Origin of the sequence: Saccharothrix mutabilis subsp. mutabilis (assembly GCF_039521145.1) — a bacterium.
Lineage (GTDB): Bacteria > Actinomycetota > Actinomycetes > Mycobacteriales > Pseudonocardiaceae > Actinosynnema > Actinosynnema mutabilis.
On record NZ_BAAABU010000043.1, the window covers coordinates 1 to 15,078 of the forward strand.

Consider the following 15,078-nt stretch of genomic DNA (forward strand, 5'->3'; position numbering starts at 1 on the left):
ACGACGGATCCAGCGGCAGATAAGCCGCGCCGGCCTTCACCACACCCAGAAGAGCCACGACCAGGTCCAGCGAACGGTCCATCCGCACGCCCACCACATGACCCGGACCCACACCACGACCCGCCAACCGGCCAGCCAGCTCCGACGCTCGCGCATCCAACTCGGCGTAAGTGGTGCGCGAGCCCTCGAACACCACGGCGGTCGCGTCGGGAGTGCGACAAACCTGTGCCGCCAACAACTCCGCGAGGGTCGTGGCCGGCACGGGGTGGTCGGTGGTGCGGGCGAGGGCGGCCTCCCGCTCCCGCGGCGTCAGCACGCTGAACCGGGACAGCGGCCGGTCCGGGGCCGCGACCAGGTCGTCCACCAGGCGGACGAACCGGGCGACGACGGCCTCCACCGTGGCCCGGTTGAACAGGTCCTCGGCGTAGACCAGCCAGCCGTCCAGGCCGCCGTCGCCGCCGTGCTCGAACAGGTGGAACGACAGGTCCAGCCGGGCGGTGTAGAAGTCGACGTGCTGCTCGCGCAGGGACGCCGCGCCGAACGGCACCGGCCCGCCGCGGGCCCGGTTGAACGCGAGCATCACCTGGAACAGCGGGTGCCGGCCCAGCGACCGCGCCGGGTTGAGCGCCTCCACGAGCCGCTCGAACGGCAGGTCCTGGTGGGCGAACGCGGCCAGGTCGGCGCGCCGCACCCGGTCCAGCAGCTGCCGGTAGGTCGGGTCGCCGCTGACGTCGTTGCGCAGCACCAGGTTGTTGACGAAGAACCCGACCAGGCCGTCCAGGGCGGCGTCGGTGCGGCCGGCGACGGGCGCGCCGATCGGGACGTCGTCGCCCGCGCCGAGGAGGTTGAGCAGGGCCGCGACCGCCGCCTGCACGGTCATGAACACCGTGCCGCCGGACTGGCGGGCCAGCTCCGCCAGCGCCCGGTGGGTGCGCGGCGAGAGCCGGAACGGCACCGCGTCACCGGCGTAGGTCGCCTCGGCGGGGCGGGTGCGGTCGGTCGGGAGGGTGAGCTCCTCGGGCAGCCCGGCCAGCGCGGCGGTCCAGTGGGCGAGCTGCTCGGCGGCGAGGCTCTTGGGGTCGGCGTCGTTGCCGAGCAGGTCCCGTTGCCACAGCGCGTAGTCCGCGTACTGGACCGGCAGCGGGGCCCAGCCGGGGGTCCGGCCGCGTTCGCGTTCGGTGTAGGCGGTGGCGAGGTCGGCGACCAGGCGTTCAGCGGACCAGCCGTCACTGGCGATGTGGTGCGTGAGCAGGGACAGGACGTGGTGGTCGCCGACCCGGTGGAGCCTCGCCTCGAACGGCGGTTCGCGGTCGAGTTCGAACCTGCGGGCGGCGGCGTCGCGCGGGTCGCCGGCGTCCATGATCAGGGTCGGCAGGACGTCCAGGACCTGCTGGTACGGCTTGCCCTCGAACTCGGGGTAGACGGTGCGCAGGACTTCGTGGCGGCGGACGACGTCGGCGAGGGCGAGACCGAGGGCGTCCACGTCCAGGCGGCCGTCGATGCGGACGGCGAACGGGACGTTGTAGGTCGCGCTCGGGCCTTCCAGGCGGTAGAGGAACCACAGGCGCTGCTGGGCCGAGGACAGCGGGGTGCGGCGCGGCCGTGGCATCGGGGTGAGGGCGGGGCGCTTGCGACCGCCGCCGTCGAGCAGGGCCGCGAGGCCCGCGACCGTGGGGGCGTCGAACACCTCGCCGATGGCCAGTTCCACGTTGAGGTCCGCTCGGATGCGGCCGACCAGGCGGGTGGCGAGCAGGGAGTGGCCGCCGAGGGCGAAGAAGTCGTCGTGGCGGCCGACCCCGGGGACGCCGAGGAGTTCGGCGAACAGGGCGGCGAGGGCGCGTTCGGCGCGGGTCCGCGGTTCTTCGTGCCGGGTGGTCGCGGTCAGCTCGGGCTCGGGCAGCGCCTTGCGGTCGAGCTTGCCGCTCGGGGTGAGCGGGAGTTCGGGCAGCACCACGATGGTCGAGGGAATGAGCTGGTCGGGCAACGACTCCGCGAGCACCGTGCGCAGGGCGGCGGTGTCCAGCGCCGGCCTCCGGCCCCCGACACCATTCTCCCACGCACCACCGACAGTCTCGGCGGCACTGGCGGACGCGGCGGCACCGGCAGCGTCAGCGGGCACCACGTAGGCGATGAGCTGTTGGCGGCCGGTGTGGACCGTTGCCGCTGCCGCTCGCACGCCGGGCAAAGCCGTAAGCGCCGCCTCCACCTCCCCCAACTCGATGCGGAAACCACGCAACTTCACCTGATCGTCGGTCCGGCCCAGGTACTCCAAGGCATCACCGGTCCAACGCACCAGATCACCAGTGCGGTACAGGCGCTCACCAGCCGCGAAGGGGCTCGCCACGAAACGACCCGCAGTCAGCGCCGGGCGGTTCAGGTAGCCCTGCGCGAGTTGCACCCCGCCCAGGTACAGCTCCCCCGCCACCCCCGGCCCGACCGGCTTAAGGAACCGGTCCAGGACGTGCACCTGCGTGTTCCACACCGGCCGGCCGATCGGCACCGTGCCCTGACCAGCGCCCTCGGTCACCGGCCAGTACGTCACGTCCACAGCCGCTTCCGTCGGGCCGTAGAGGTTGTGCGTGTGCGGCAGGGCGCGGCCCAGGTCTGACGGGAGCGCCTCGCCGCTGCACATCACCCGCCGCAAGCCCTCCGGCCGGGCACCCGACTCCACGAAAGCCCTCAACATCGACGGCACGAAATGCACCGTCGTCACGCGTTCCCGGGCGATCAGGTCCGCCAGATAGGCAGGGTCCTTGTGACCCTCCGGCTTCGCCACCACCAAGGTCGCGCCGGTGATCAACGGCCAGAAGAACTCCCACACCGACACGTCGAAACTCGACGGCGTCTTCTGCAACACCCGATCATCAGCGGTCAGGCCGTACTCGTCCTGCATCCACAACAACCGGTTCACGATCGCCCGGTGCTGCACCACAACACCCTTGGGACGACCAGTCGAACCCGACGTGTAGATCACGTACGCGGCATCACCCGGCCCGGGCGGGACGACCTCGGCAACCTCGCCGCCGCTCAGCAAACCCGGCTCCAGGACCACCGTGGGCCGGGCGTCCTCGATCATCACCGCCAAGCGGTCCGCCGGGTACGACGGATCCAGCGGCAGATAAGCCGCGCCGGCCTTCACCACACCCACCAGAGCCACGACCAAGTCCAGCGAACGGTCCATCCGCACGCCCACCACATGACCCCGACCCACACCACGACCCGCCAACCGACCAGCCAACTCCGACGCCCGCGCATCCAACTCGGCGTAAGTGGTGCACGAGCCCTCGAACACCACGGCGGTCGCGTCGGGAGTGCGGGAAACCTGTGCCGCCAACAACTCCGCGAGGGTCGTCTCGGCGACGTCCACCGACGGGCCGACCAGGGAGGCCTGTTCGTCGGCGTCGAGGAAGTCCAGCTCGCTGAGCCGGCGGTCGGGGCCGGTGAGGCCGGCGGCGAGCAGGCGTTCCAGGTGGGTCAGGAAGCGGTCGACGGTCGCCGGGGTGAACAGTTCCGTCGAATACGTTGCCTCGACGCGCATCCGGCCGTCGGTCAGGAACGCCTCCAGCGCCAGGTCGAACTGGGTGGTGTCGTTGTGCACCGTCTCCCAGCTCGCCTCCACCCCGGGCAGCTGGAAGCCCTGCAACCCCTGGGTCAGGAACAGCAGCATCACGTCGAACAGCACCGACCGGCCGGGCACGCGCGGCGGGCGCAGGCGTTCCACCAGCAGGTCGAACGGCAGTTCCTGGTGGGCGTAGCCGTCGGTGCACACCTTCTGCACGCGCGCCACCAGGTCGGCGAACGTCGGGTCGCCGGACAGGTCCGCGCGCAGCACCAGCGTGTTGCCGAAGTTGCCGATGAGCCGTTCGACCCCGCCTGCGTCGCGGTTCATCGACGCCGACCCGATCGGCACGTCCGTCGCGCCGGTGTACCGGCCCAGCAGGGCGGCGTAGGCGGCGAACACCACCATGAACGGCGTGACGCCCCGGGCCTGCGCGAACTCGGCGATCCCGTCGGTCACGGCGGTGTCGAACGTGCGGAACCGGCGGTCGCCGCGGTCCGAGCGCAGGGCCGGGCGGGGCAGGTCGGTGGGCAGCGGCAGGTTCTCCGGCATCGGGTCCAGCGCGCGCCGCCAGTGGTCGAGGTCGCGGGCCAGGCGCTCGTCGGTGAACGTCCTGCGCTGCCACACCGCGAAGTCCGCGTACTGCACGGGCAGCGGCTCCAGGCCGGCGGGCTGCCCGGTGGTGTCCTCGCGGTAGAGCGCGGACAGGTCCCGGGACAGGGTGTTGAAGGTGAAGCCGTCCCACGCGATGTGGTGCACGGTCAGCACCAGCACGTGGTCGTCGTCGGCGCGGCGCAACAGCCGCAGCCGCAGCGGGTGGTCGCGGCGCAGGTCGAACACGTGCCCGGACTCCGCGCGGGCGACCTTGCGCACGGTCCGCTCGCGCTCCTCGGGGGTGAGGCCGCGCAGGTCGGACTCGGGCATGGTGACCACCGCGTACCGGTCCACGACCTGGCGCGGCTCGCCGTCGTCGCCGGCGGTGTAGCGGGTGCGCAGGATCTCGTGCCGCTCCACCAGGCGTTGGAACGAGCGGTGCAGGGCGGCGGTGTCCAGCGCGCCGCGCAGCTCGATCGCCAGGCACACGTTGTAGGCCGGGCTGTGCGGCGCGAGCTGCTGGAGGAACCACATGCGGGACTGCGCGTAGGACAGCGGCAGGTCGTCGTCGGAGGTCCGCTTCGGGATCTGCGTCGTGCTCGCCAGACCGGCCTGCGCCAGCCGTCGGCGCAGCAGTTCGCGCTTGCGGGCGGCCAGGTCACTCACCAGGGGTCTCCTTCGCGATCAGCGCCAGCGCGGCGAACCACTCGCGCGAGAGCTGGTGGATCCGGTCTTCGCTGAACAGGGCGGCCGGCCACTGCCAGTCCGCTTCGAGGGTGTCGCCGCGCACGAGCGCGTTGAGCACCAGGCAGTACGGCGCGGGCATGTCGTCGTCGACGCCGCCGCCCATCGCGCCCACCTCGGGCGCGCCGGACCACGGTTCGCCGGCGCGCTCGCCGAGGGTGAGCCGGCCCAGGTAGTTGAACTCGACCTGCGGCTCGGGCAGGGCCGCCAGCTCCGCGGCCGTGTCGGGGTTGAGGTGGCGCAGCAGGCCGTGGCCGATGCCCTTGTCGGGCAGGGCGAGCTGCTCGTTGACCCGCAGGAGTCCCTTGTGGACGCTCGCGGTCAGGTCGCCCGGGTCCACGCGGACCGGGAAGACGCTGGTGAACCAGCCGACCGTGCCGGACAGGTCCGCGCCGGGCACGACCGCCTCCTCCCGGCCGTGGCCCTCCAGCGCCAGCAGCAGCGAGGTGTCGTCGGCCGTGCCGCGCCACCGGGCCACGGCGTGCGCGAGGCCGGCGAGCAGGACGTCGTCCACGGTGACGCCGTGCCGCGCGGGGACCGTGGTCAGCAGCGCGGCGGTGGTGTCGGCGTCGAGGAACGTGCGGGTGGCGCGCATGGTGGCGCGGGTGTCCACCGCCGGGTCGAGGCGGCGGGCGCCCAGCACCGGGTCCGGGCCGGACAGGACGTCCCGCCACAGCGGCAGTTCGGCGGCCCTGGCGCGGGCGGCCCCGGTCAGGCCCAGCGCCCACTCGCGGAACGACGTGCCGACCGGCGGCAGTTCGCGCCCGGCCCACAGGTCGGCCAGCTCGGGCACCAGCACGCCCCAGGACGCGCCGTCCACGACCAGGTGGTGCAGCAGGACCAGCAGGCGGCCGGTGCGGGTGGGGCCGGTGTCGAACCACACGAACCGGACCATCTCGCCGGTCGCGGGCCGCAGCCCGGCCAACTCCTCCTCCAGCACGGCGGGCAGCCGTTCGGCGATGTCGGCGTGCTCCAGGTCCGAGGCCTCGATCCGGCGCACGCACGCGTCCGCGTCCACGGCTCCGCGCGGCCGGACGGTGAAGGTGCCGTCGAACGTCGCCCGCAGCACGTCGTGCCGGTCGAGCAGGGCCGCGACGAGACCCACCAGCCCGTCCCGGGTCAGCTCGGCGGGCGTGCACAGCAGCCGCGCCTGGCTGAGCCGGTCGTAGGGGGCGTTGTCGTTGAGCCAGTGCAGCATCGGGGTCAGCGGCACCTCGCCGATCCCGGCGTCGGACGCTTCGCCGTGGACGGCGTCGCGGACGACCCGGGCGAGGCCGGCGACCGTGCGGTGCTCGAAGACGTCCTTGGGGCTGAACGACAACCCCGCGCCGCGCGCCTTGCTGACCAGCCGCATCGACACGATGCTGTCGCCGCCCAGCGCGAAGAAGCTGTCGTCCGCGCCGACCTCGGGCAGGCCCAGGACCTCGGCGAACAGGTCGGCGATCCGGCGTTCGCGGTCGCCGGCGGGCGGTCGGGACGCACTCGTCGTGTAGTCGGGCGCGGGCAGCGCCTTCACGTCGAGCTTGTCGTTGCGGGTCAACGGGAACCGGTCCACGGCGACAATGGCCGCGGGCACCATGTGCTCGGGCAGGGCCGCCGCGACCCGTTCCCGCAGGCCGTCCGTGCCGCTCGCGACGACGTAGGCGACGAGCCGCTTCACGCCCGGCACGTCCTCGCGCGGCACCACGACGGCCCGCTCCACGCGCTCGTCGCGCAGCAGCACGGCTTCGATCTCGCCCGGCTCGATGCGGAACCCGCGGATCTTGACCTGGTCGTCCACCCGGCCCAGCAGTTCGATCAGGCCCTCGGCGTTCCACCGGGCCACGTCGCCGGTGCGGTACATGCGGGTGCCGGGCGGGCCGAACGGGTCGGCGACGAACCGCTCCGCCGTGGTGCCCGGCCGCTTGAGGTAGCCGCGCGCCAGGCCCGCGCCCGCCAGGTACAGCTCGCCCTCCACCCCGACCGGGCACGGCCGCAGGTGCCGGTCCAGCACGTAGGCCTGGGCGTTGCCGACCGGCGAGCCGATGCACGGGTTCTCGGTGCGGTCGAAGTCGCACGCCGCCGAGTCGACCGTGCACTCCGTCGGCCCGTAGAGGTTCCACACGGCCAGGTCCGGTTCGTCGCGCAGTGACCGCCACAGCGACGGCGGCACCGCCTCGCCGCCCACGCCCAGCACCTTCAGCCCGCCGCGCCAGCCCGGTTCGGAGGCCACCTGCGCCAGCAGCGACGGCGACAGCTCCACGAACTCGATGCGGTGGTCGTGGAGGAACGCGCGCAGCAGGTCGGCGTCGCGGCGGACGTCGGCGGGCACCAGGTGCATCTCGTGCCCGGCGAACATCCACAGCATCGGCTGCCAGGACGCGTCGAACGCCATCGGCCACGCGTGCGCGACCCGCAGCGGCCGGCCCAGTCGCGCCCGTGCCGGGTCGAACAGGTCGGCGCGGTGGCTGACCAGCAGGTTGCGGATCGACCGGTGCGGCACGACGACCGCCTTGGGCGTCCCCGTCGAACCGGAGGTGTAGATGACGTACGCGGGGTGCTCGGGCCGGGGCGCGGTGGGCGGGTCGTCGCCCGGGACGCCGGTGACGTCGGGCAGGTCGGTCAGCACGATCGCCGGGTCGGCGTCGGCGAGCATGAAGTCGATGCGCTCGGCCGGCCACTCCGGGTCCACCGGCAGGTAGGCCGCGCCGGCCTTGAACACGGCCGCGAGCGCGACCAGCATGTCCGGCCCGGCGGGCATCTTCAGGGCGACGATCTCCTCCGGCCCGGCGCCCCGCTGCACGAGCACCCGGGCGACCTGGTTGGCGCGGGTGTTCAGCTCGGCGAACGTGAGCCGGTCCGAGCCCGCGACGACCGCCACCGCGTCGGGCGTGCGGCGGGCCTGGTCGGCCAGCACCTCGGGCAGGGTCGCGGCGGGAACGTCGAGCGCCTTGCCCGTGCCGTGGCGGCGCAGGTCGGCCAGTTCGTCGGCGCTGAGCAGGCCGACCCGCGTGGCCTCGGTGGTCGGGTCGGCGACGAAGGCTTCGACCGCCCGGTGGAACCAGCCCGCGACCGCCCGCGCCCAGTCCCGCGAGAACACGTCCGGGCGGTGCTCGAACACCACCGACAGCCGCTCCTCCGCCGCGACCGCGAGCGTCAGCGGGTAGTGCGTGGCGTCCTCGACCTCGACGCGGCTGATCGCGATGCCGGCGGCGCGTTCGGCCTCGGCGACCGCGTCCCGGTCGACGGGGTAGCTCTCGAAGACCACGAGCGTGTCGAACAGGTCGCCGTGGCCGGCCGCGCGCTGCACGTCGGTCAGGCCCAGGTACTGGTGCTCGATCAGCCGCCCCTGCTCGTCCTGCACGGACTTGAGCACGTCCCGCAGGGCGCCGTCGACCCGGACGCGGACCGGGACGGTGTTGATGAACAGGCCGACCATGCCCTCCACGCCGGGCAGGTCGGCGGGGCGACCGGACACCGTCGCGCCGAAGACCACGTCGTCGCGGTTGGTCAGGCGGGCCAGCAGCAGACCCCACAGGCCTTGGACGACCGTGTTCACGGTCAGGCCGTGCTCGCGGGCGCGGGCGTAGAGGCGTTCGGACAGCTCCCGCGGCAGGTCCAGGCGGAACTTGTCCGGGCGGGTGGGCGACTTCGGCGCCGCGGGGGCGAGCAGGGTCGGGCCTTCGAGGTCGCCCAGGGCCTCCCGCCAGGCCTTGGCGGACGCGTCCCGGTCGCGGTTCGCCAGCCAGGCCAGGTAGTCCCGGAAGGGTCGGGGCGCGGGCGGCGGCGTGCCCCGGTAGAGGGCGAGCAGGTCGCCGACCAGCAGGGGCAGCGACCAGCCGTCGAGCAGGATGTGGTGGTTGCTCAGCACCAGCCGGAACTCGCCGTCCGCGAGCTTGACCAGGGTCATGCGCAGCAGCGGCGGGTCGTCCAACTCGAACTTCTGGTCGCGGTCCTCGCGGAGGAAGTCGGTGAACTCGTCCTCGGTCAGTTCGAGGGAGCGCCAGGGCAGTTCGACGTCCCGCAGCACCACCTGGACCGGTTCGTCCACGTCCTCGTGCACGAACGCGGCGCGCAGGTTGGCGTGCCGCTCCAGGAGGGCTTGGGCGGCGGCGCGCAACCGGTCCGGGTCGACGTCGCCGGTCAGGCCCAGCACGAACTGGACCGTGTAGACGTCGTCGGCGGTCTCGTCGTAGACCGCGTGGAACACCATGCCCTGCTGCAACGGGGACAGCGGCAGCACGTCCTCGATCGGGTCGCTCACTTCTTCCGCCATTTCGCCGCGATCTTGTCGAGTTGGTCCTGCTTGAGCGACACCAGCGGGACGTCGGACAGCGTCAGCCCCGACACCCCGCCCCTGGCCTCGGTGACCAGCGCGTCCAGCGCTCGCCGCCACTTCCCGGCCAGGTCCGCCACCCGGCGGTCGTGGTCGGTGTAGGACCAGGTGGCCTTGATGACCGGACCGTCCGCGCGGTCCTCGGTCACCACGTCGATCTCCAGCGGCCGGTGCTGGGTGGTCGGCGCGGGCAGCCGCTCGGGCGCGGGCACCCAGAAGCCGTCGGTGCCGCCGACGTCGAAGCGGCCCAGGTAGTTGAAGCCGATCTCCGGGTCGGGGGCGGTCGGGCGGTCGCGCAGGAGGCCGTGGCCGATGCCGTTGTTCGGCACCGCGCGCAGGGTTTCCTTGACCCGCTTGAGGGTGTCGCCCGGGGTGGGCGCGGGGTCGAGGCGGACCGGGTAGACGGTGGTGAACCAGCCGACCGTGCGGGACAGGTCCGCGCCCGGCACCAGGTGCTCCTCGCGGCCGTGGCCTTCCAGCGCGACCCGTTCGGGCCGGCCGAGGGCCGTGGCGAGAGCGGCCAGCAGCACCTCTTGCGTGCCCGTGCGGAACGCGGCCGGCACCTCGCGCAACAGCGCTTCCGCCTGCTCGCCGCCGATCTCGACGGTGTGGCGGCCCGCGGTCGGGCGTGGGCCACGCCCCCCGGTTTCCATTGTCCCACGGGGGTACGACATTCCGGCCGGGTCGACGGCCAGGGCGCGGTTCCACCAGTCGGCTTCGGCGTCGTCCGGGGCGGGCAGGTTGCGGGCCCACCAGCGGAAGGAGGTCGGGACCGGCTCCAGCTTGGCCGGGTTGCCCTCGCGGCGGGCGGTGAAGGCCTGCTCCAGGTCCGCCGCCAGGACGCGCCAGGACACGCCGTCCACGGCGAGGTGGTGCAGCACGAGCAGCAGGCGGCCGGGGGTGCTCTCCCCCAGGTCGAACCAGGTCGCCCGCAGCAGCACACCGGCGGCCGGGTCGAGTTCGCCCACCGACCGCTCGTGCTCCGCGCGCACCACAGGCTCCAGGTCGCCCTCGACCCGCACGTGGGTCAGGTCGGCGGTGACGGTCCCGGCGGGCGGCACGAGGAGCGCGCCGGTCACCAGACGGGCCCGCAGCAGGTCGTGGTGGTCGAGCAGCGCCTGCACGGCCTCCTCGAACACCTGCGGCCCGAACGCCGGCGGCACCCGCAGCAACGCAGACTGGGCCATGCGCGGGTCGCCGGACTCGGCCCACCACCGCATGATCGGCGTCAGCGGCACCTCGCCGACGCCCAGCGCGCGGTCCTCGTCGTGCTGGACGGGCGGGTCGCCGACGGCGCGGGCCAGCGCGGCGGCGTTCTGGAACTCGAACACCTGGCGCGGCGAGATCCGCAGGCCGGCCGCGCGCGCCCTGCCGACGAACTGGATGGACAGGATGCTGTCGCCGCCGAGGGAGAAGAAGTTGTCCTCCGGCGAGACCCGGGGCACCCGCAGCACCTCGGCCATCAGCGAGCACAGCAGCTTCTCGGCGGCGGTCTCGGCGTCCCGGCCGCCGCCGACCGGTTCGGGCGCCGGTTCGGGCAGGGCCTTGCGGTTGACCTTGCCCGAGGGCAGCAACGGGAACTCGTCCAGGAACACGAACCGCTGCGGCACCATGTGGTCGGGCAGCCGGGTCCGCAGCCAGTCGGCGAGACCGTCCACTTCGGACCCGAGGCAGTACCCGACGAGCTTCTTGTCGCGCAACAGGACCACCGCGCGCCGGACCCCGTCGTGCTGTTCGAGGACCGCTTCGATCTCCTCCAGCTCGACCCGCATGCCCCGGATCTTGATCTGGTTGTCGGCGCGCCCGAGGAACTCCAACGTGCCGTCCGCCCGCCACCGCGCGAGGTCCCCGGTCCGGTAGAGCCGTTCGCCGGGCGGCCCGAACGGGTCCGCGACGAAGTGGTCCGCCGTGCGGCGCGGGTCGTTGATGTAGCCGCGCCCGAGGTAGACGCCGCCGGCGTACAGCTCGCCCGGGACGTCCACCGGCACCTGCCGCAGGTAGCGGTCCAGCACGTGGAGCCGGGTGTTCCCGTTGGGCCGCCCGATCGACACCGCCCGCCGCATGGCGTCCGGCTCCCGGTAGACGACGTGGCTCACCCCGATGGTCGCCTCGGCGGGCCCGTACCCGTGGTACATGACCGCGTCACTGACCGCCCGGAACCGCTGGAACAGCTCGGGCGTGAGCACCTCCCCACCACACCAGACGTGCTTGAGCGACCGACCGCGCTCGGCGAACCCGTCCACCTGGACCAGCAGGTCGAGGATCGAGGAGGGCAGGTAGGTGAAGGTCACCCGGTGCCGCTCGATCAGCCCGAGCAGGTACTCGATGTCCCGCTCCCCACCGGGCTCGGCGATGACCAGCTTGCCGCCCGTGACGAGCGGCAGGAACACCTCGTTGATCGAGATGTCGAACCCGAGCGGAGCCTTGAACAACGCCGCGTCCCCGGGCCCGAACCCCAACATCTCCCGCTGCCAGAGCAACCGGTGCGTGATGGCCCGATGCCGGATCATCGCCCCCTTGGGCGTCCCGGTAGAACCGGAGGTGTAGATGACGTACGCCAACCCTTCGGGCCCAACGCTCGCCGGTCCCCCAACGCCCGCCGCACGTGCCAGCTCTCCAGCGCCCGCCGCACCCGCCTGCTGCCCAGCGCCCGCCAGCTCGCCGCCAGCCGCCGCTCCCCCGGCAACCTCCAGCTCCCCCGCGACCGCCAGCTCCCCCGCGCCCGCCGCAGCCGCCGCCTCTCCCGCACCAGCAGCGCCCGCCACCTCGACCGGAATTGTCGTACCCCCGTGCGACACTGGAGACGGGGGCCGGAGGCCGCCCAACTCCACGTGCAGCACCGAAACGCCCAGGTCACGCACCGGCCCGTCGTGCCCCGGCCCGCTCAGCACCGCCGTCAGGCCCGCGCTCGCCGCCACCTCCGCGATGCGCCGCGCCGGCCACGACGGCTCCAGCGGCACGAAGGCACCACCGGCCTTCTCCACCGCCAGCAGCCCGACCACCAGCTCCAGCGACCGCTCCCAGTGCATCCCGACGGTCCGCTCCGGCCCCACCCCGACCGCCGCCAGCCGCACGGCCAGCGCGTCGGCGAGGTCGTTCAGCTCCGCGTACGTCAGCCGCTCGTCGTGGAACTCCACGGCCGGCGCGTCGGGCGTCCGGGCCACCTGCTCCTCGACCATCGCGGTCAGCGTCGTGACCGGGCGCTCCTCCGCCGTGTCGTTGAACGACGCCAGCAGCGCGCGTTCGTCGTCGTCCAGCAGGTCCACCGAGCCGACCTTGCGGTCCGGCGCGTCCACCAGCGCCGCCAGCGCTCGGACGAGCCGGCGGGCCATGGCGTCCACGGTCGGCGGGTCGAACAGGTCCGCCGCGAACGTCACCTGGCAGTCGTCCGGTCCGAAGTGGAACGCCAGATCGAACTTCGCCCCCGTCACGCCGGCGTCCAACGGCTGCACGTCCACGCCGGCCAGGCTCAGGTCGGTCGCGGTGACGTCGCGCTGCGACACCATCACCTGGAACAGCGGGTGCCGTCCCGGCGCACGGGGCGGCGCGACGGCCTCCACCACCCGTTCGAACGGCAGGTCCTGGTGCGAGAACGCGTCCAGGTCGCTGTCGCGCACCCGCGCCAGCAGCTCCCGGAACGTCGGGTCACCGGACACGTCCGTGCGCAACACCACCGTGTTGACGAAGAACCCGACCAGGTCGTCCAACGCCGCGTCGGTGCGGCCGGCGACGGGCGTGCCCAGCGGGACGTCCTCGCCCGCGCCCAGCGCCGACAGCAGCACGGCGGTCGCGGCCTGGCCGACCATCAACTCCGTCACGCCGAGCTTGCGCGCCAACGCCCGCACCCGGTCGGCGAGGCCGTCCGGGAAGGTGGCGGTGACGCTGCCGGCCGCGCGGGTCGGGCGGTGCGGTCGGGACCGGTCGGTCGGCAGGGGCAGTTCCTCCGGCACGTCCTCCAGCCGCCGCGTCCAGTACGCGCGCTGGTCCTCGACCGGGATCTCCTGCCGCCACAACGTGTAGTCCGCGTACTGCACCGGCACCGGCGACCACTCCGGGGCACGGCCGGCGCGGCGCGCGGCGTACGCGGTGGACAGGTCGCGCAGCAGCGGCCGGGCGGACCACTCGTCGGCAGCGGAGTGGTGGACGACCAGGACCAGCACGTGGTCCTCGGCGTCGACCGCGAGCAGTTCCGCGCGGATCGGGATCTCGACGTCCAGCCGGAACGGCCGCCGCGCCACCTCCGCGACGAAGCCGGCCACGTCGTCACCGGTCCGACGAGTGCACCGCACTTGTTGCGGCGGTTGGACGTGCTGGCCCACCGCGTCGAGCAGGGTCCGCAGCGACTCGTGCCGGGTGACCACGTCGGTGAGCGCCGCGTCGAGGGCGTCGGCGTCGAGCGGTCCGGTCAGGCGCGCGGCGAGCGGGATGTTGTAGGCCGGGTCCGGGCCCTCCAGCTCGTAGAGGAACCACAGGCTGCGCTGCGCGGGCGAGAGCGGCACGACGTCCGGGCGGGGCCGGGCGTGCAGCGGCGGTCGAGCGGTGGTGCCTTCCAGGCGGCGCGCGAGGCAGGCGACGGTCGGCGCGTCGAAGATCGCCCGGATGCGCACGTCGACGTTGAGGGTCCGGCGGATGCGGCTGACCAGGCGCGTGGCGAGCAGCGAGTGGCCGCCGAGGGCGAAGAAGTCGTCGTCGCGGCCGACCCGGTCGAGGCCGAGGACGTCGGCGAACAGCTCCGCCAGGATCTCCTCGCGCGGGTCGCGGGGCGCGTCGGCGGTGGCGTCGGCGGTGGCGTCGGCGACCTGCGGCTCGGGCAGCGCCTTGCGGTCCAGCTTGCCGCTCGGGGTGAGCGGGAGTTCGGGCAGCACCACGATGGTCGAGGGAACGAGCTGCTCGGGCAACGACTCCGCGAGCGCCGCGCGCAGGGCGGCGGTGTCCAGCGCCGGCCTCCGGCCCCCGACACCATTCTCCCACACACCACCGACAATCTCCGCCCCACCGACGGGCTCGGCAGCACCGGCAGTCGCGGCGGCACCGGCGGGTTCGGCGGCACCGGCGGACGCGGCGGCACCGGCGGGTTCGGCGGGCACGACGTAGGCGATGAGCTGTTGGCGGCCGGTGTGGACGGTCGCCGCTGCCGCTCGGACGCCGGGCAAAGCCGTAAGCGCCGCCTCGACCTCCCCCAGCTCGATGCGGAAACCACGCAACTTCACCTGATCGTCCGTGCGACCCAAGTACTCCAGGGCGTCACCGGTCCAGCGCACCAGATCACCGGTCCGGTACAGGCGCTCACCAGCCGCGAAAGGGCTGGCCACGAAACGGCTCGCCGTCAGCGCCGGGCGGTTGAGGTAGCCGCGGGCCAGTTGGACGCCGCTCAGGTACAGCTCGCCCACCACGCCGGGCGCGACCGGGCGCAGGTGGCGGTCCAGGACGTACACCTGCGTGTTCCACACCGGCCGGCCGATCGGCACCGTGCCCTGACCAGCGCCCTCGGTCACCGGCCAGTACGTCACGTCCACAGCCGCTTCCGTCGGGCCGTAGAGGTTGTGCGTGTGCGGCAGGGCGCGGCCCAGGTCGGACGGAAGGGCTTCGCCGCTGCACATCACCCGCCGCAAGCCCTCCGGCCGGGCACCAGACTCCACGAAAGCCCTCAACATCGACGGCACGAAATGCACCGTCGTGACCCGCTCACGATCAATCAGGTCCGCCAGATACGCCGGGTCCTTGTGACCCTCCGGCTTCGCCACCACCAAGGTCGCACCGGTGATAAGAGGCCAGAAGAACTCCCACACCGACACGTCGAAACTCGACGGCGTCTTCTGCAACACCCGATCATCAGCGGTCAGGCCGTACTCGTCCTGCATCCACA

The 15,078-nt window shown here is 73.3% G+C and carries 3 protein-coding genes; all 3 read right to left on the reverse strand.

The genetic code is table 11. The features are described 5' to 3' along the window. On the reverse strand, nt 1-4,819 hold a 4,819-nt coding region (locus tag ABD126_RS38400), incomplete at its 3' end, for an amino acid adenylation domain-containing protein (RefSeq protein ID WP_343940577.1). After that, nucleotides 4,812-9,152: an amino acid adenylation domain-containing protein gene (locus ABD126_RS38405; protein WP_343940579.1), complete on the reverse strand. Its 4,341-nt coding sequence runs from the start codon at nt 9,150-9,152 to the stop codon at nt 4,812-4,814. The genes ABD126_RS38400 and ABD126_RS38405, both read right to left, overlap by 8 nt. Next, the coding region (locus tag ABD126_RS38410) for an amino acid adenylation domain-containing protein (protein ID WP_343940581.1) at nt 9,137-15,078 on the reverse strand (5,942 nt) is incomplete at its 5' end. The genes ABD126_RS38410 and ABD126_RS38405, both read right to left, overlap by 16 nt.